Genomic DNA, 19,857 nt, shown 5'->3' on the forward strand with positions numbered 1-19,857 from the left:
CATGAGTGTTGCCCATTTCATACATGTTATGGATATGAGGTCAGTTATGAATTTGTCATCAACATCTTCATGGATAGGAACTATCCGTAACTATTCCCAACCCTGATTCTTGCCTTCGCTCTTTCCTCATCTTAACACTATGGAAAGCCAGACACAGACTCCTTTCTAAATTTTCGGACCTCTCTATTATGGTTTTGGTTTGAGGAACGATGCTCAAATTTCTCACAATCTCCTGTAAAATCTTTTAGCAGCTCATTCTTAGGTGAAAAGCTTTGTTAGCAGCTTTACTTTACGGACAGGAAGATTTACGCCTAGAGCAAGTCCCTGAGCCAATTCCAAGCGATGGAGAAGTGGTGATTCAAGTGGGGACAGCTACCACTTGCGGTACAGATTTGAAGGTTTGGCGGCGTGGTGGCCATCCGAAAATGTTGACTCCCCCTACCTTGTTTGGCCATGAAGCGGCAGGAACAATTGTCGCCGTCGGTGCTGGTGTGACTAATTGGCAGGTAGGTGATGGGCTACACCCCACCATAGGTGATCGCATTGTCGCCAATAATTCAGCACCATGCATGGAATGTTTGTTTTGTCAACGTCAAGAATATTCTCTCTGTCCAAATTTGACATGGAATAATGGCACTTTTGCCGAATATCTCAAAATTCCTGCACCGATTGTGCACCATAATATGTTGCCGATTCCCGATCAGCTACCGTTTGCTTTGGCAGCCATGACAGAACCTTTAGCCTGTGTTTTACATGGTATGGGGCGTTTTCATGTCAAACCTAAAGACCGGGTAGTTGTGCTGGGAGATGGGGCAATTGGCTTAATGTTTGTGGCGGTTTTAGCGGCGGAAACCAAAGCTGAGGTATTGCTATGGGGAGGTAATGACCAACGGTTAGAAATTGGCAAAAAATTTGGTGCGGCACAGGTTTTTAATTATCATCAAGTTGCTGATCTTCCCGGTGTGGTCAAGGAGTTAACTCAAGGTTGGGGTGCAGATGTAGTGATAGAGGCTACTGGCGTTCCTAGTGTGTGGGAAACAGCGATCGCTTGCGCCCGTCCTGGTGCAACTGTAAATTTATTTGGTGGTTGTCCCAAAGATACAACCATTACTGTAAATACCGAACAGCTACATTATAGTGAATTAACTCTTAAAGGCGTATTTCACAATACACCTAAATATGTAAGACTGGCATTGTTACTGATAGCCAGCAGGAAGATTCCTTTTGAGTTGCTAATTAGTGAACATCGTCCATTAACCGATTTAGAACAGGTATTTGCTGATATGAAAGCCCGTAAAGTAATTAAAGTAGCAATTTTGCCCTGTTAGTGATAAATATTTTAGAGGATGTTTGTAAACTATCAAGTAGTATAGAGCAATACTTTCACAATCCAAAATCCAAAATAATTACCTACCAATGGCCAATTGTGATGTAATTCCTAAATAGGAAAATGCTGAAAAAATCTTTACTTAACTTTTTAAGTTTGCCTTTTTCCCTAATTTGTTCTTTATCAGGGCAAATACTCTTAAATTCTTCCGCCCAGGCTTTACCAGGACAAACCACAGAGGAAGTAACGACCTGGATTCAAGGCCATCCTACCCTTCGTCCTAGAAGCGGGGAAAAATTATTTGTCAGCAAAAACGATACAGCTGCCCAAAGATTCACTTTTCAAGCATCAGTATTGCCTCCAGGTAAGGTAACATTTACCAAAGACCGCAGCACAATACGCACTGAACGCCTCAATATGTATGATGGTGTTAATGGTGTTACCGTTGAGCGTCTTCAGGAATCTTTGCGTATAATTTATGGTTTGGATATTTATCAAGACTATAATCGAGCTCCGGTAGTTTACAACTATCCTAATGAGAGTGTAATTAATCAAGCTCGTTTAGCAAAAACGCCGATTCGGGAAGCATTGAAGGGAGAGTTACGAGTAGGTGATCGCTACGCCTATTGGATAGAAATTGCTAAACCCAGAGACAGTAAAGCTTTGACTGGCCAAATTACACTTCTTCTTAAATCTGACCTGGATAAATTAGAAGCAGAACTGAGAACCCGTTAGCTTAACTAAGGATGTAGGTTTTTGAATTTTGAATTTTGTTGGCACTAGCCTGCCGGAGGCACTATTTTGAATCATCCTTCATCCTTCATCCTTCATCTTACCTCCCAGAGTTAAAGTTTGCCATTTGCCACAAAAAATACTTTCAGCAGCTAAGGAAATACGTTGCAAATCTTCCTGCAACAATGGCGGCCAGTCAACACCAGCTTTGCGTCCCGCCGCAAATAACTGTAAACCTCTAATACCTAATTTATATAAAGCAAAAGCCAGTTCTTTATCCAAACCAGGATAATCTTTTAATGCTTCAAATATAACCTTCAAGGCTAACAAAATTGAGGTAATTTGACCAGGTACTGGTGGTTTCCCTTGTTTAAGATGATTGAACAAGGCATCTGAGTTTTCCTCGTTTGTTGTTTGATCTATGAGTAGTTTTCGTGCTATTTCGTAGTTCATGCAGGGAATGGGGAATAGGAGTAGAGAGCAGGCTTAATAAGGTTCACTTAAGGAAGATTATCTGTTTAGTCAGGAGAAGCAGAGGGAGAGAAAGAGGCTTATCTAAACCATATTGGGAGCAAAGGGAAGAATGACGAATTAAGTAGGTGGGTGTTGAAAATTGTCGTTATGACAAGGCAAGAGGCAATAGGGAAGAGGTTGTGGTCAATTTTACTTTTCGTTACATACTACTCTCTGAGAAGCTGCTGCCCGTCTACGGTTTTTTATGCCTTCCTACTTATTCCAAGTACCAATTAATTAGACCTCTTGGAGAATTGATTTTATGATACAATAGGCTATTGTCTTTGTTTTAGCCAAAAGTTAGAGTTACACGGTTATGTTTGAATTAGCGAGCCCAAAGAACACCAAAAATACATAAAATCCAAAAATCTCTATCATACCACATACAGAATTCTGCAATAGGTCTATTATCTTCTTCGTTATTTCAAATCCAGCAAACCTTCTTCTTTTAATTTAGGATTAAAACGAATTTGAGTTTTTAAACCCCGTGTTTTTAATACCTCTAAGATTTCAGCTTCAACACGCCGGGCTACATTTTTAACAAGTTTCATTTTTACCAAATCATCAATTAAGGGATTTTGATAATTAGTCTTTTCTTCATCTGTCATTAATAGCAGAGTATTAATAGGATCAATCCAGTTTTCTTTATTTTCAGCAGTTGCTAAACGAACAGGACCATTTTCAGATATCCAAGCATTTGCAAGATTCTCTAAAAGCGTGCGATTAGGACGTTCAATAGTTTGTACCTTCACCCAATAACATTCATTTGGTTGACGGACTAAATGTTGCTTCAGACTGAGATAAACATCACGAGAATAACCAACAAATTGGAGAATTTTTTCATGATTAAAAATAGCATAAACTCCTATTTGACCTTGGAATTGTTCTGGTAATTCACCAACATCATCAATATAAGCAACATATTCTAGACTGGCTAAAGTAGGAAGATTAGTTTCAGTAGTCATAATCGAAATTTAAAATTTACTAAAATTTACTAAAATTTGCTATTTGTCTCAGTAATTGATATACTCCAAACTGGTGAAACTAGGACTTATGTCATACTGATAGCGCAGCATGGCGTAAGCCATGGGTAAATTAATGCAGCGAAGTATCCGGAGATTCTTCACTATCTCTTTCAGAGATGCTCCCCGAACCTTCAAAATGACATTGGGTATTTCTTTTTGTGCAGTTCTCTTAGAAGTGAACACTAAGTATACAAATTCAGTTTAAAGCAGATTAAACTTTACATCTGCTAATAATAGTAGTTTTCTCTATTTCTATTCTTAAAACTCTGTTAAAATTCAAAATTCTTAATTTTGCGATAGTTTTTACAGGACTGACATAATTACGATCATCCAAATAGTGAAGAATCTCCGGATACTTCGCTGCATTAATTTACCCATGGCTTACGCCATGCTGCGCTATCAGTATGACAAGACAGGATAACTTATTTTGTGGTTTACTCTTAGCGTTATCCGCACCGGTCTTAAATTTGGTTGTTACCTCTGTGTCTAACCCCTTCAGAACACCTTCAAGATCTGACTTAGTTTTCTGATAAATGCCATCAATATCGGTGGCAAAGTTGGAATCAGCCTAGTGGAAAATATTTATTGGTTGGAATCCAACTCCATCTAGAGGATTTTCAGGGAGATTTTTGATCAATTTGTCAAAAAAGCCTAACTGCTGTCTAAATCGTTCACTCTCAAATAAATATATTAATTATTTATCACCTAGCAACTTATCTGTAGGTAGTTCTTCCAGGCGCCTGTTAATCTGACCAAATAGTATTTCCGAATTTCCTATACATAGGTTGATATCAGAACTATCCCATGCTTCTCCATTTGGATTAATTTGAGAATTACTGCCGGAAATTCAGTTTTGGTAAAGAACCTAAATACTTTATCAAATACTTCTGTTCCCACATCACCTAATCTAGCAATCATTAATCTTTTGACTTTCTCCAAAATTGCTTGGGTTTGTTTACGCTGATAAGGTTCCAGCATTTGCAATGCTTGGTGTAATTGACCAATTTCATCTGGTGCTATTCTGGCTAATATATGAGATTGTCTTTCCAGGATTGTCTCTGACTGTTGCTGTATTTCTGGTGGCGAACTTGAGTTAACGGTTAATTCTTTTCAGTCTTCAGTAGGTGTAACAACTAAAACCGGTTTTTGTTCATCTGATGATTGGGAAATATCTGGAATTAGTTCAATTTGGTTAATTGGTTTTTCTGCCGACACATCCCCAGAAATTACAGATATGATCTCTAGCATATATTCGTTCATCGTTGCTATTTTAGTGTAAACCAAACGTTTGATAAGTGGAAAACTAAGTCTATCACCTTCTACATCAATACTAGTTTTATAACAAATCTCACCATCACTAAAATCTATTTCAAACTTGCCAATAACTATACCAAAACTACCTCTACCAATGAACTCAGCTACAGCGATTCGTTAAGATCTTGGGGCATTTTGGCGGCAAATCGAATAAAAAACGAATTCTTTTTTCCTCTTCTTATCTAGCTTCCGCGTAGCAGTTCCATCTGCCATCTCCTCCTTGAAACCCCAGAGGCAAGGCTACTTTTGCTTGAATTTTGGTGAATGGCCAATCTTCTTGGGTAAAAAAGTTAACTATTACCTGGAAAATTGGTTGTGTTAAAGTGTTGTTGTCGGTTGTTACTTCTGGGGTATCTTGGGTTAATTCTTGGAAGAAGTTGGATATGGCCCCGATAGATTTATTGGCAAATTCTTTAGCAGTAACGTTCAGACTACCACTGACTAAATCTTTAAAGAAATCGGTGATACTCTCAGATCTTTCTTCATTGAAAGGTGTTTCTTCTGAAAGGGTTTTGGGACTAACATAAGACCAAAATGTCCGGTATCCTTTTTCACCTGATTCTTATTGCTGTTTGACTGGCTTAAGCTGCACCTATATCAGGGGGTTTGGATCCCGCTTCCGGCTTCTCTAATGGTTTGACTTCTTTGGGTGTAATACCACTCCACTGCTTTCAGATGCTTCCTTCATTTTCTCGGCAACCGGGCCAGCAGCTTGCGCTGTTGCATCTTTAGCATTACTCGATAGGTTTCCCCCAAAGGAGTCCAGCAGATTACTATCTTTAAACCCAGATTTCGCACTTCATTTCGTAGTACATATACATGTATAAGGTAATTACAAAAAGCTACGTAGTAAACACATAATTTAAATAGTAAAAAAAATAGACAATACAATAGAAATTCCCAACGACTTAGAACTCGTAAGTATTGACAATAAATTCAGGGTAAAAGATGAGAAAATGAATATAAATAAGCCTGAACTAAATAGAAATACCCAAAAATATAAATTACCGAAAATAAGATTTTGAGAGTAATAAATTGGAGCACTTGGGAAGAATAGCAGGAATAATAGATGAGATAGGAACTGTAGGAAAAATCAATGAGATATTCTTAATAGATAGTAGAGAGAAAGTGACTACAGGAGAAATAGTCAAAGCAATCATTATGGACTAGGTTTTCTATGGAGACCATTATATTTATTTCCTCGATTTTCTGAGAAAAAAGCCATAGAACATTTATTAGGAGTGGGAATTGAAGGCGAAGATTTAAATGATGATAAAATAGGCAGAGTAATGGATAATCCATACAAATATGGATTAACTCAATTATTCCTAATAATTGCCTTAGAACTAGCAAAAAAATATGGAGTAGCAACCAAATATTCCCATTTAGATTCAACCTCATTGCATTTGCATGGAGAGTATAATAATTACCTAAATAATCTAGGACAGGAATTATTGAATATTTCAGAGCCAGTGCGTTGGGTGGGTTCCCCGACTTGTTAGGGAAGCTCCTCTGAAAGAGGCAGCAACTGGCGTATGTTTTCAAGGGATTAATTTTCTGATTACACAAGGAGTTCATAGGATTCTGAACTTGACAGAGGCACTTTGTCAAGTTCAGAATCCTACCTACAGCTTGTCAAAAGTATTATTTATTTTCTTAGTTTTCAAATCTCTAATTCACTATTGCATAGTCTTGTATTTTCATAAGTGATTGAAAAGTTCAAATTTAAGATTGTTGTCTAACTAGCTTTTTTTAGACAATAAGAAAGCTGGAACTTTGACGTGGATAATTTATATTATCATGGCTACTGGATTTTTAAAACCTATAGTTCTGAATTACCTATTAATTTAGTTTATTTATGCTACTGATTTAAGTGCGGAATGTGGGCTATAAAGGTACTTTTATACTGCTTTACCTCTCCTTTTTGAGTCTGTTCTTCTGCTGTTTGGTTTTGTTGGGGCTGACCAGGCTCAGTTTTAGGCTGAACGAGAAAGGGATGCGGTGCACACTGATTCGGCGCTGGTATGTCCCAGGAGTTAAAAGGGCTTTTGGAAGTTGTGTATTGCCCGCTATAAATTTACCCAACCCCCGTAGTAGAACTTTCTAGGGGTTGTTGCCAGAAATTACTTCTGATTATTTCTGCTTTATTTGCACCCAACTTACTAAAGACAATAACCACAACCGAGCTACAGCGGGAGCAAGTTGTTAGACTTATTCTTCTGTGTTGGTGACTCAGTTGTTGAATTTCACCAGCTTCAGAGAAAATATTTCAGTCTCGCAACTCAGTATATACCCATATTTGTATTGGTGTAAACGTAAAGGACTTAATTTTTGAGTAAATAATTAATAGACCTGTCCATAAAAGCTAAGAAGCTTACTGTGAAGGGATGACAGGAGATATAGTTGAGATAAAATAGCTATCGTTACTGAACGTAAGAATTAGGGTTTGGGGATGAAAGCCTCAAAATTGTCAAAAGTTTTGAGAAACATGGCCTTCTAAAAAGGTAAATGTGAAATCTGATAATTCAAATATTATGGCTTAGTATAAATGAAGCATTTAGATGTAACCTAACTAATCCAAATACTGTCTCTATCACCTAACTATAAGGATGTCGAGCTAGACGAAATCTGTCACTGGTAACTCGAAGAATTTTCACCCTACAAATGAGATGTTCAACAAAAATTCTTCTAGAAGATAATTCCTTATTCTCTTCTTCTTCAGTTTCGGAAAGTTCGGCCTTTTTTAGCTTTTTGTAAGCTGTGGTAATAAGTTATTATCCTATGGTAATTACTAAAAAAAGGCAAAAGAATTTAATCTTTTACCTTTCAAATTATTGCCGGTTACCTCAATTGAGACTATCGTCGGGAATCGACTTTATTATTCATAGTAATCATCATCATCATCATCATCATCATCATCATCTACAAGGTCACTGACCTCATCAGCAATCAAATCATCATCATCCAAAATTGACCTTTCTCCCCGTCTACCTCCATAGCTACCATCTACCAAACTAGGACTATCTAAGCTATAAAGTTTAGCAGTGCGGTCATCCAGCACCATATCCAACGGGTCATCAACCTCATCCAAAACCCCAGTACCCAAATCAGTACCATAGTCCTCAATGGTGCTGGGTTCATCATAGGTGTTGTAACCTGTACCAGCAGGAATCAACCGCCCAATGATCACGTTTTCTTTCAAACCCCGCAGCCAATCAGACTTACCCTCAATGGCTGCTTCCGTCAGCACCCTGGTAGTTTCTTGGAAAGAAGCCGCAGAAATAAAGCTGTCAGTATTCAACGAAGCCTTGGTAATCCCCAACAATACAGGAGTATATTGCGCCTTGGCACCACCAGTAATGGACATAGCCTCATTCACCTGTTCCACTTGGCGCAATTCCACCAACTCACCAGGCAACATGGTCGTATCTCCACCATCGTCAATGCGGACTTTGTTGGTCATCTGCCGCACAATCACCTCAATGTGCTTATCAGCAATGTCAATGCCTTGAGACTGATACACCATCTGCACTTCATTCACCAAAAAGCTTTGTACCTTCTGCAAGGCATGACTAGCACAGGCATAAATACCATCATCAGAACCGAGACTAAAGAAAATTTCCAAAATCTCGTGGGGGTTGGAGGGTCCGTCAGTCAGGGGTTGACCAGCCAAGACATGAGCGCTATCAGGAATCATCAGGTTTTGTCCAGGACCAAGGGGATAGTCAGTCACCACACCATTGGATTCCAAAACTTTTATGGCATAGGCCTCTCGTGAGATTAATGCTTCATCACCATCACCATACACCACCTTTACTTCCCCAGGACGACGGCACAAAATACAGGCTTCCTTGGGTTTACGAGCTTCCAGCAGTTCCTCAATCCGGGGCAGACCTTGAATAATGTCTCCTGTCTTGGCTCGCTCAAACACCAACAGCACCAAGTTGTCACCCCGTTGCACCAAGTCCCCATCTTCAATTTGTAACACTGCACCAGGACTGACTCGGTAGGGACGACCAACCCGGACAGTTATCAGTGAACTGTTATCAGTTATCAGTGCAGAAGAATTTTCTGCCTCCTGCCTTCTGCCTCCTGCCTCCTGCCTCCTGATTTCTACCACCTGTCCTGATTCTGGTGCAAATACACCAGGGGCAATTTCTGCACCTTCCACTAACAGGTCGCCTTTTTTAACCTTGGGTGCAGCAGTGCTGGAGATGGTAATCATGTCGCTGTCGCGCAGCACTAAACAGCGTCGCACTGCTTCTGTGCCTTTGCGGACACCACGGACTACACCGCCGTCCTTACACAAAATCTGTGTCCGTGCCACCACAGCACCAGGGGCAATCGTTAACCCATCTTCCACTTCCAATGTCGTTTGGGTGCTGCCTTGGGTGGCATCAGCAGTGATATCTCGCCGCACTACCAAAGATTCCAAAATTACTAACTGCAATCTTTGAACCTGAGCATTTTCTGTATCTGGGACTAGTTCAATATCCGCAGCCAGAGGTGAGGCGTTGTGGTCTTGTTCCCCTTCCTGCTCAATTTCCAACACCAGTTGGGTCCGCAGCAGTTCCACTCCTTCTACAGATTTGACCCGTTCCGAATCCTTGTAGGGCAAACGCTGCACTGCTCGCAACTGAATGGAACGGCCTGTTTGTTGACTCACTGAAGTCGAAGGCACATCGGGATTGTTGGGTACATCAAATTCAATTACCGGACGGTTTAATAATGCCGGGCCTTCTGGGGACTCTATGTATTGGATATACCTCAGTTCGGTGGCTATTGTGCCTTGGAATTCCTCTCCTGGTTGGACAAAGGTGTTATCCCTCCCCAATACTGCCTCTGGATCATCCACCATCAGCAGTTCACCTGGTTTAATCACCACTTCTCTGAGGATGTCGTTTTTCTGGGTAACTTCAATCACTCCGCTGGTTTGACAGAAAATCTCTCTCACCACCTCTGTCCCAGCTTCCACATACTGCCCATCTTCCACCAACAACAAAGAAATGTCTTTGTTCACTTCGTGGGTTTCTTCAGGAATCCACAGCAGTGTGCCACCAGTGACTACTTCATAGCCTAATTTAGCCTTACCTTTTTTCTGGACTTCAATGCCAGCAAACTTTAAGAACCCACCGGTAGTGGTACGATAACGGTCATCAATCAATTCCGCTACCACCTGCCCATTTTGGACCTTCGTCCCTGGTGTAGCCCGGAGGTTGAAAGTCTGGGAAGAAGGTGATAGTGAAGAGGTATCTTCTTCATTGATATTTCTGGCACCTCTTCCCTGTTCGGTGTACCCTTCCCCTGTATGAATCAAATAGTGGTTGCGTCCTTGGGAACTCTGGACTGTCACTGTGGCTTGGTCTAAGACTACAGAGGCGGTGATAATTTCAATTTCTCTGGTGGCTTTGCCAGGTATGGCTTCTGGTAGACGCACTACCCCACCATGGACACTGGTTAATTTGGTTTCTGCCAAGACTCCATTAGAAGCGATCGCATCACCGTTATTCACTACCAATTCTGCACCTGGTGGTAAGTTATACACTTCCCCAGACAAAATCCAAATCAATCCCCCTCTGGAAGCGGTAGTGGTGGTGTTGCCTTGACGGTCGGTTTTTTGTTCTGCCACCACATCGGCAAACTGCACTTCCCCAGCCAAGTCGGAAGCCACGTCTTTGACCGCTTTTTCTGTATTGGCTCTGGCGGTTCTGCCTCCCAGGGCGACTTCTGCCAACAACTGTGCCGCTTTTACCTGTTGCCCTGGCATAATATACAGGGTTGAACCTTGGGTGATAGAAATTTCTTGGTTTTCCACCCCTGGATTTTTGGCTTCCAATACCAATGTGCCGTTGGTTTCGGCATAGAGGGCATCTTCACCGTGGCGGGTGCGATAGGGACGGGTTTTCAGCTTGCGAGAAATTTTCACTGTCCCGTCAATTTTGGATCTCACCTGTTGGGCAACTTCCCCAGTGAAAACTCCCCCGGTGTGGAAGGTACGCATGGTCAACTGGGTTCCAGGTTCACCAATACTCTGGGCGGCAATAATCCCCACTGCTTCACCCAGGTCTACCATTTTGGCGTGGGCTAAACTCCAACCATAACAGTGTTGACAAACAGAACGGGCTGCTTCACAGGTGAGGGGCGATCGCGCTATCACCTCTTTGACTCCAGATTTGCCAATCACTGCTGCCAAATCATCAGAAATTGGTGTGTTGCGGGGTGCAATAACTTCTCCAGTCACCGGATGCACCACGTCTTCTGCCACTACCCGCCCCATCAATCTGGTGGACAGGGGAATCAACACCTTTGCCCCTTCGGTCATATCCCGCAAAGGAATGCCTCTGGTTGTACCACAGTCAAATTCCCGAATAATCACATCTTGGGATACATCCACCAACCGCCGGGTGAGATAACCAGAGTCAGCAGTCCGCAGGGCCGTATCCACCAGTCCCTTCCTGGCTCCATAACTAGAAATAATATATTCTGTAACTGTTAATCCTTCTCGGAAGTTGGTTTTAATTGGTAAGTCAATAATCTCCCCTTGAGGATCTGCCATTAGTCCCCGCATCCCCACCAATTGCCGGACTTGGGAAATGTTACCCCGTGCGCCAGAAAAGGCCATCATATACACAGAGTTGAGGGGGTTGGTTTTTTTGAAGTGTGAAACCACCTGATCCTTCAGGCTTTCGGAGGTGCTGTTCCAGGTATCAATTACCTTCTGGAATCGTTCGACCTCCGTAATTTCCCCCCGTTTAAACCGGGCTTCTGTGCTGAGAATTTCCGTTTCTGCTGCCTCTAGGAGTGATCGCTTGGAAGGTGGCACCATCAAGTCATCCACACTGATGGAAACCCCGGCTTTGGTGGCATACCGGAAACCCAAATCTTTGAGTTTGTCCGCCATCACCGCTGTCCGCGCTGTCCCATAATGGGTAAATGCCCAGGAAATTAAGTTTCTCAGTTGACCCTTGTTAACGACAAGGTTACGAAAAATCATTTTTTCAGTCATTAGTCATTAGTCCTTGGTCATTAGTCCTTGGTCATTAGTCCTTGGTCATTAGTCCTTGGTCATTAGTCCTTGGTCATTAGTCAGTGGACAGTTGCTCACTAAATTCCCAATCACTAATTACCTAACTTGCTAAAGCTTCTTGAATTGCTTTGTTATAAATTACCCGACCAGGGGTAGTGTAGATATACTGAGAAATTAAATTACCTTCGGCATCTTGACGGACACGGCGGAACTTATACATTAAAGTCTGGGTGCCATCCTCATTTTCTATTACTTCCACTGGCTCAGTATCTGGTTGACTGGTTTCCATCTCTCCATCAAACCGCACATAAACATAAGAATGCAGGTCAACCTGTTCTTGCTGATATGCCATAATCACGTCATCTAGAGAAGTAAAGTAACCCCCAGCCCCTTTGGTAGCACCAGGGTTTTCTGCCGTCAGGTAATAAGCCCCTAACACCATATCTTGGCTAGGGGTGACAATAGGTTTGCCCGTCGCAGGTGAAAGAATATTGTTAGAAGCTAACATTAACAATCTCGCCTCTGCCTGACTTTCCAATGATAAAGGTACGTGAACCGCCATTTGGTCGCCGTCAAAGTCAGCGTTAAAAGCGGGACATACTAGGGGATGGAGTTGAATCGCTCTCCCTTCTACCAAAATCGGTTCAAAAGCCTGAATCCCCAAACGGTGCAGAGTGGGCGCACGGTTTAACATCACCGGATGTCCCTCAATCACCTCTTCCAAGACATCCCACACACTGGGGTCATTGCGAGAAATCAGCTTTTTGGCTGCCTTGATATTATTCACCATCCCCGAAAGAATCAGGCGGTTAATTACAAAGGGCTGAAACAACTCAATAGCCATTTCTCTAGGCAGTCCGCACTGGTGAATTTGCAGCTTGGGACCCACCACAATTACCGAACGTCCAGAATAGTCCACCCGTTTACCCAAAAGGTTTTGCCGGAAACGACCTTGTTTACCCTCAATAATGTCTGACAGCGACTTCAAGGGGCGGTTATTTGCTCCCACCACAGTCCTACCCCGACGACCGTTGTCAATCAGCGCATCTACTGCTTCTTGCAACATCCGTTTTTCATTACGGACAATGATTTCTGGCGCAAGGATTTCTTGCAGTCTGGCTAGACGGTTATTGCGGTTAATTACCCGGCGGTATAAATCATTTAAATCACTAGTCGCAAATCTACCACCATCCAACTGCACCATCGGGCGCAAATCGGGAGGAATCACCGGAATCACTGCCATCACCATCCACTCTGGCTTAGAACCAGTGGCAATAAAGTTATCAATCACCCGTAGGCGTTTAATCAACTTCGCCCGTTTTTGTCCCTTGGCGTTTTCAATTTCCTCTCTGAGTTTTTCTGCTTCTTCTTCCAAATTAATATCTGCCAACAGCCGCAGCAGTGCTTCTGCCCCAATACCTACTTCTACCCCCACTAGTTGGGAATCTTCGCTATAGATGGCATCTTCAATTTCTAACCACTGGTCTTCACTCAACAGTTGTTTGTAAGCGAGAGTATCAGCATTACCAGGAGCCAACACACAATAGGAGTTGAAATAAACAATTTGCTCCACATCCCGCAAGGGCATATCCAACAAAATAGCAATATAACTGGGGATACCCTTGAGATACCAAACATGAGCTACCGGAGCCGCCAGCTTAATAAAACCCATTCTGTGGCGGCGCACCCGTGATTCTGTGACCTCCACACCACAGCGTTCACAAACAATACCTCTGTGACGTACCCGTTTATACTTACCGCAATGGCATTCCCAGTCCTTAGCCGGTCCAAAAATGCGCTCACAAAATAAACCATCCATCTCCGGTTTCAGAGTCCGGTAGTTGATAGTTTCTGGCTTTGTCACCTCACCCACCACCTGACCATTAGGTAAAGTTCGCTCACCCCACTGGCGGATACGTTCTGGTGATGCTAGTCCAATTTTTACGTAGTCAAATTGATTAGATTGGGCGGATCTCATAAGGATTCAACATTCAAAATTCAAAAACATGGAGACAAGAATTCAAAATTCATACTTTTGAACAGGTATTCACAAAAATCTCTAATTTCCTGTTGCAACCTCAGTTCTCTAATTTGAACTTTGAACTCTTGAATAACGAAAATAATCAAATTCAAAACTCAAATCCAAAACCCAAAAATTATTTCTTAATTTTGAATTTTGAATTATTCGTCTTCTTCCAGTGACTCACGAGAAAGGGACTCGTAGGTGGGGCGCGGTGGAGTACGGCGGGAGGCTTGGTCTGCCATCAAGTCCACTTCCACATCCAAGGAACTGCCATCGGCTTGGGTTTCCACCTTATGCACAGCAATATCTAAGCCCAAGGACTGCAACTCCCTCATCAATACCTTGAAGGATTCAGGAGTACCAGGACGGGGAATGGCCTTACCTTTTACAATGGCATTGAGGGCTTCGTTCCGACCTTGCATATCATCGGATTTGACAGTTAATAATTCCTGCAAGGTGTAAGCCGCACCAAAGGCCTCCAGCGCCCACACTTCCATTTCTCCAAATCTTTGACCACCTTGTTGCGCCTTACCACCTAAAGGTTGTTGGGTAACAAGGGAGTATGGTCCTGTGGAACGGGCGTGAATTTTGTCATCCACCAAATGCACCAGCTTGAGCATATAAGCTACACCCACTGTCACTGGACGGTCAAAGGGTTCGCCAGTGCGTCCGTCATAGACCATAATTTTGCCGGGATCATGGGGATTATATACCCAGTTTTTGCCAGTTTCGTCCCTAGCTTCTTGCAGCTTGCCATGCACAATCCTGCGGGAAGATTCTTCCCCATACATTTCGTCAAAGGGAGTGATCTTAAATCTGACTCCCAAATTGTGACCCGCCCAACCTAATAAACATTCAAATACTTGACCAACATTCATCCGGCTGGGTACACCCAAGGGATTGAGGACAATATCCACTGGTGAACCATCAGGCAGGTAGGGCATATCTTCAGCGGGGAGAATGCGGGAAATAATCCCCTTGTTGCCGTGTCTACCTGCCATTTTGTCGCCGACTTGGATTTTGCGTTTTTGGGCAACATACACCCGCACCACCATATTTGCTCCTGGTGGTAGTTCGTCCCCTTGTTCTCTGGTGAACAACCGCACATACACGACCCGGCCTTTTTCTCCATTGGGAACTCGCAGGGAGTTGTCTCGCACATCTCGCGCTTTTTCACCAAAGATAGCCCGCAGCAGTTTTTCTTCTGGTGGTTGGTCAGATTCACCCTTTGGTGTGACTTTTCCTACCAGAATGTCTCCAGCTTCTACCCAGGCACCAATGCGGATGATTCCCCGTTCATCTAGTTGTCTGAGGGCATCTTCCCCCACGTTGGGAATTTCTCTGGTGATTTCTTCTGGTCCCAGCTTTGTCTGTCTAGCCTCAATTTCATATTTTTCGATGTGAATTGAGGTATAAATGTCATCTTGCACCAGGCGCTCAGAAATCAAAATCGCGTCTTCGTAGTTATAGCCTTCCCAGGGCATATAAGCCACGACAATGTTTTGTCCTAGTGCCAGTTCTCCTCCTTCGGTGGAAGACCCATCTGCCAACACTTGTCCGGCTACGACTTTTTCGCCAATGCGAACCAGGGGTTTTTGGTTCAGGCAGGTGTCTTGGTTGGAACGTTGGTATTTGGACAATACATATCTAATTTCTTTGTCTGTTACCTGTTGTCCTTGTTCGTTTGTCTGTTGTTTTCCGCCTATCAAGTTACCCGTGACTCCTGACAAATCACCCCGGACTCTCACCCGAATTTGTGCTGCATCTACATACACAACGTCGCCATCGGTACGGGAAACAATCACCATTCCGGAGTCTCTCGCGCCTTGAGCTTCTAGGCCTGTTCCCACTAGGGGACGTTCTGGCTTGAGTAGGGGTACAGCTTGCCGTTGCATATTGGAACCCATCAGCGCCCGGTTAGCATCATCATGTTCCAGAAAGGGAATCATGCTGGTGGCAACAGACACAATTTGCACTGGTGATACTGCTACATAATCCACTTGTTCTGGTGTTGTTGTCGCCCAGTCTTGACGATAACGTACTGGTACTTGTGGCCCTTTGATGTAGCCGTTTTCATCTACGGGAATATCACCTGTTGCTGTCCGCAGGTCGTCTTCTTCGTCAGCAGTCATGTAAATTGGCTGCACATCAAACCGCACTTTGCCATTTTCTACTGGTCTAAAGGGGGTTTCTAAAAATCCATATTGGTTAACACGGGCATGGGTGGCTAATGAACCTATTAATCCTGCGTTTGGCCCTTCTGGTGTTTCTATGGGGCATATCCGTCCGTAGTGACTGGGGTGGATATCTCGCACTGCAAAACCTGCCCGTTCTCTTGTTAGACCACCAGGACCCAAGGCGCTGAGACGGCGTTTGTGGGTTAGTTCTGCCAATGGATTGGTTTGATCCATAAACTGACTTAGTTGGCTAGAACCAAAGAATTCTTTAATTGCTGCTACTAAGGGTTTAGGGTTAACCAAAGATGCTGGTGTCAAAACTTCGGCATCAGATACTGTCATCCGTTCTCGAATTATCCGTTCTAAACGGTTTAGCCCTACTCTGACTTGGTTTTGCAGCAGTTCTCCAACGCTTCTAACCCGGCGATTTCCGAGGTGATCAATATCATCTATACTACCAATGTCATATTCTAGGTTGATTAGGTAATCTACTGCGGCTAAGATGTCCCCAGGGGTTAGGATGCGCATGGTATCGGGGACAGAAAGGCGGAGTTTTTTGTTGAGTTTGTAGCGACCGACACGACCGAGGTCATAACGTTTCGGGTCGAAGAAGCGTGAGTCTAGGAGTTGTTGTCCGCCTAATACGGTGGGTGGTTCACCTGGACGTAGTTTACGGTATAACTCCATTAGGGCTTCTTCTTCGGAAAATTGCCCTTCTTTTTCGATGGTTTTTTGGAAGTATTCGGGGTGGCGTAGGGCATCAAAGATTTCGTTATCTGATAATCCTAAGGCTTTGAGGAGTACCTGGGCTGAAAGTTTCCGGGTTTTGTCGATGCGTACCCACACTAGGTCGTTACGGTCTGTTTCAAATTTCAGCCATGCCCCCCGGTTGGGTATTAAGCTGGCAGAATAGGTACGTCGTCCATTTTTATCAAGTTCTGATTTGTAATAAACTCCTGGTGATCGCACTATCTGGTTGACAATGACTCGCTCAGCTCCGTTAATGATAAACGTACCCCGATCTGTCATCAAAGGCAGATCACCTATAAATACTTCTAGTTCTTTGATATCCCCTGTTTCTTTGTTTAAAAGCCTTGTGGGGACATACATTTGAACTGCATAAGTGCTATCCCGCCTTTTCGATTCTTCGACGCTGTACTTTGGTTCTTTAAGTTTGTACTTATCACCTAAAAAGTGCAGTTCTAGTTTCCCTGTATAGTCTGTAATTGGACTAAAGGAGTTCAACTCTTCTATTAGCCCTTCTTCCAAAAACCAGCGAAAGCTTGAACGCTGGATTTCAATCAAGTCGGGTAACAGAAAGGCGGATTCCATATACGTTTCGTTAGTCATGCCTCTACCTTTGTCAACCTGGTTAAACTTTCCCTTGAACACTGCTTGGGTAATTTTCCCGACCAAGCGCAACTATTAAGCAAGCTGTTGGGAAACTTATCCTGACACCACCTGTTATTTACTGGTGGGGAATTTCCGCAGCAATTAAATCTGGAGTGGGTGCTTTTGACAAGGGGGTAATCGCCCTTGAAGAGCAGTTAGGACTGCTAGAATCCAGCTAGGAAGTTGATTCAACAACGGTATGTCTTGCTGAGTTTGATTTGTTTTCCTCACTTCCCCTCCAACAACAGCGCATTATTAATTAATCTATGCACATCCACACGCTTTCTATTGTCACAAAATCTTATCTATTCTCACTGTTAGATCCCAAAAATGAAGAATCCGCGAAAGTCGTCTCTGAATCAGGATGGATTTATTTTGCTGAATTTTATTCACAAGGCGCTTATATTTAATAATTTTCTATAGGTTTCAGTACAGAGAAATCCAATGTTGTGAAAAAGTCCATATCAGCCTAGACTGCCAGGGTTTGTTATTTATTGAGAGCATCTGCTTGTAGAGATAGTTTAGATGTCCGTGAATTTTTGGTTTTTCTAGTGAGCAAGAAGTACAAATCGCCTATGAGTTACATAGATTTTATACCAACTTAAAATCAGTCCATTTCAGAAACTAGTTACAAATTCCTTCCTTTATAATTATGGCGCAAGCAAATTGTTTTAGGGGGAATAATCGTAGCACAGTTTTGTCCTCTTTAGTCTTATTTTTGCCAATTCTTCCATCTGCTCAAAGGAATACTCATAATTCAGGAGTATGGCTATAGCTTGCGTGACTCCTAGTTCGTCACGCAAGCTATGCCTACGATACACTGCGTGTAGCTTACTTCCCACAGGGTATGCTATCAGGAAGGAGTTCACTAGAAGAAAAGAATAAGAAGAATTCTTTCCCCCTTGTCCCTTTGCTCCCGTTTTATCTATAATGACAGACCGAACAATTGGCAGGCGTTATAGGTAGTTTGCTGGGCTATGGCTTCTACTGTTTCTCCCCGTAATTTGGCTAATTGCTCTGCTATATAAGCAAGATAAGCGGGTTCGTTGCGTTTTTCGCCTCTTTTCGGTGTGGGAGCGAGAAAAGGACAATCTGTTTCGATTAATAATCTGTCGCTACTCACTATACTCACTGATGCTTGTATAGTTTTCGCGTTTCTAAATGTTACTGTCCCACTAAAACTTATGTAGAAGCCTAAGTCCAGAAACCATTGGGTTTCTTCTGGTGTTCCTCCCCAACAATGCATTACACCCCGCGCTCTTTGTCCTTGGCTTTCACTCCATTTTTGTAGGACTTTTCTTACCTCTGGTGCTGCATCACGACAATGGATGATCACTGGTAAGTTAAGTTGAGATGCGATCGCCAGTTGTGCCTCAAACACCATGTACTGTTGTTCATAGTTATTTGCTTTGTAAAAGTCTAGTCCCATTTCCCCAATCCCTACCACTTGAGAATCAGAACTGGCTAGAAATTTGATTTTCTCTGCTGTCTGGTGATTCCATTTAGCTGCATCTAGTGGATGCACACCAACAGCAAAACTGATTTCGGGAAACTGGTGAGCTAAGGCTTGAATACTGGCAAACTCTTCTGGGTGAACGCAGGAATGCACTAAACGCACTATCCCTGCTTCTTGCCAACGCGATCGCACTGCTGCTAAATCCGGTTCAAAAAGGTCAAAGTTGAGATGTACGTGGGTGTCTACTAATTGCATGATTCAGTCAGAAGTCATTGCTGGGGACGTTGTAAGTCATTAATCTCTTAGCTGGTAACTAATGACTAATGACTACTATGCCGTTGCCGTTTAAGCAGTTGGTTTGAGCTTATGGGCCAGTCTTGATTTTTTCCTAGCTCCGGTGTTGGGATGAAGTACCCCCCGCTTCACAGCTTTGTCAATTTTGCTGTAAGCTTCGGATATCCGCTCTTCTACTGCTTGTTTTGATTCTGGAGTAGGATTGGCTGTATAGACTTCAACAGCAGCAAAGTATTTTTTCATCAGCGTTTTCACTGCTGATTTATATGCTTTATTACGCAGTCGGTTACGTTCTGCGATTTGGGCGCGTTTGAGAGCAGACTTTGTATTCGCCACAGTCAGTTCCAAAAAGACTATATAATTGTGTACACACACTACTAGATTTACTAATATAGCATCCAAACCGCCAATGTTATCATTTCTGAAAAAAAATTAGGTAACTAGAGGCAGAAGACAGAAAGCGATTTATCTGCCCATTAGTCCATCTTTGCCTATCTTCTTAAAAAATCCCCACATTTGGGTGTGTTTTCCCAATGGGAAATGGCTTAAAATATCTTATCCTAAGATAAATAACCTT

13 protein-coding genes and 1 pseudogene are annotated in these 19,857 nt (G+C 42.8%); 4 read left to right on the forward strand and 10 right to left on the reverse strand.

The annotated features are described in order from the left end of the window. Positions 1 to 272 precede the first annotated feature (272 nt). Positions 273 to 1,328 carry a zinc-dependent alcohol dehydrogenase gene (locus AAZO_RS04910; protein WP_013190394.1) on the forward strand — a complete coding sequence of 352 codons (1,056 nt, stop codon included), beginning with the start codon at positions 273 to 275 and terminating at the stop codon, positions 1,326 to 1,328. A 122-nt stretch (positions 1,329 to 1,450) separates the two neighbouring features. Next, positions 1,451 to 2,062, forward strand: coding sequence for a hypothetical protein (locus AAZO_RS04915; RefSeq protein WP_013190395.1), 612 nt, complete (start codon positions 1,451 to 1,453; stop codon positions 2,060 to 2,062). Between the two features lie 78 nt (positions 2,063 to 2,140). Here AAZO_RS04915 and AAZO_RS04920 read toward each other — a convergent pair whose 3' ends face one another. From AAZO_RS04920 to AAZO_RS34910, 4 genes are all read right to left on the reverse strand, one after another. Beyond that, positions 2,141 to 2,512: a hypothetical protein gene (locus AAZO_RS04920; protein WP_013190396.1), complete on the reverse strand. Its 372-nt coding sequence runs from the start codon at positions 2,510 to 2,512 to the stop codon at positions 2,141 to 2,143. 479 nt (positions 2,513 to 2,991) lie between these two features. Then, positions 2,992 to 3,537, reverse strand: coding sequence for a GIY-YIG nuclease family protein (locus tag AAZO_RS04925; RefSeq protein ID WP_013190397.1), 546 nt, complete (start codon positions 3,535 to 3,537; stop codon positions 2,992 to 2,994). Between the two features lie 834 nt (positions 3,538 to 4,371). Further along, entirely contained in the window at positions 4,372 to 4,575 is a 204-nt protein-coding gene (locus tag AAZO_RS04930) for a hypothetical protein (protein ID WP_013190398.1), read from the reverse strand. 132 nt (positions 4,576 to 4,707) lie between these two features. Beyond that, positions 4,708 to 4,857, reverse strand: coding sequence for a hypothetical protein (locus tag AAZO_RS34910; protein WP_187289601.1), 150 nt, complete (start codon positions 4,855 to 4,857; stop codon positions 4,708 to 4,710). A gap of 314 nt (positions 4,858 to 5,171) precedes the next feature. Between AAZO_RS34910 and AAZO_RS04935 the strand changes: the two genes are divergently transcribed. Together AAZO_RS04935 and AAZO_RS28810 are read left to right on the forward strand one after the other, a co-directional pair. Continuing rightward, positions 5,172 to 5,438, forward strand: a complete 267-nt coding sequence (locus tag AAZO_RS04935; RefSeq protein WP_041639489.1) for a hypothetical protein — start codon at positions 5,172 to 5,174, stop codon at positions 5,436 to 5,438. A gap of 508 nt (positions 5,439 to 5,946) precedes the next feature. Beyond that, positions 5,947 to 6,332, forward strand: a pseudogene (locus tag AAZO_RS28810) (DUF4277 domain-containing protein); the annotation flags it as partial. A 1,176-nt stretch (positions 6,333 to 7,508) separates the two neighbouring features. Here AAZO_RS28810 and AAZO_RS28820 read toward each other — a convergent pair. The 6 genes from AAZO_RS28820 to rpsT all read right to left on the reverse strand — a co-directional run bounded on the left by AAZO_RS28820 (position 7,509) and on the right by rpsT (position 19,616). Continuing rightward, the gene (locus tag AAZO_RS28820) at positions 7,509 to 7,679 is read right to left on the reverse strand and encodes a transposase family protein (protein WP_081462892.1); all 171 of its coding nucleotides are present in this window, start codon (positions 7,677 to 7,679) and stop codon (positions 7,509 to 7,511) included. A gap of 110 nt (positions 7,680 to 7,789) precedes the next feature. Beyond that, entirely contained in the window at positions 7,790 to 11,917 is a 4,128-nt protein-coding gene (locus AAZO_RS04945) for a DNA-directed RNA polymerase subunit beta' (protein WP_013190399.1), read from the reverse strand. A gap of 121 nt (positions 11,918 to 12,038) precedes the next feature. Further along, positions 12,039 to 13,916, reverse strand: coding sequence for a DNA-directed RNA polymerase subunit gamma (locus AAZO_RS04950; protein ID WP_013190400.1), 1,878 nt, complete (start codon positions 13,914 to 13,916; stop codon positions 12,039 to 12,041). 203 nt (positions 13,917 to 14,119) lie between these two features. Beyond that, complete coding sequence (gene rpoB / locus AAZO_RS04955; protein WP_013190401.1) at positions 14,120 to 17,488, reverse strand: DNA-directed RNA polymerase subunit beta; 3,369 nt, start codon at positions 17,486 to 17,488, stop codon at positions 14,120 to 14,122. 967 nt (positions 17,489 to 18,455) lie between these two features. Next, the gene (locus tag AAZO_RS04960) at positions 18,456 to 19,241 is read right to left on the reverse strand and encodes a TatD family hydrolase (protein ID WP_013190403.1); all 786 of its coding nucleotides are present in this window, start codon (positions 19,239 to 19,241) and stop codon (positions 18,456 to 18,458) included. 90 nt (positions 19,242 to 19,331) lie between these two features. Beyond that, positions 19,332 to 19,616, reverse strand: coding sequence for a 30S ribosomal protein S20 (gene rpsT / locus AAZO_RS04965; protein ID WP_041642611.1), 285 nt, complete (start codon positions 19,614 to 19,616; stop codon positions 19,332 to 19,334). Positions 19,617 to 19,857: the final 241 nt, after the last annotated feature.

This window comes from 'Nostoc azollae' 0708 (genome assembly GCF_000196515.1).
GTDB lineage: Bacteria > Cyanobacteriota > Cyanobacteriia > Cyanobacteriales > Nostocaceae > Trichormus_B > Trichormus_B azollae.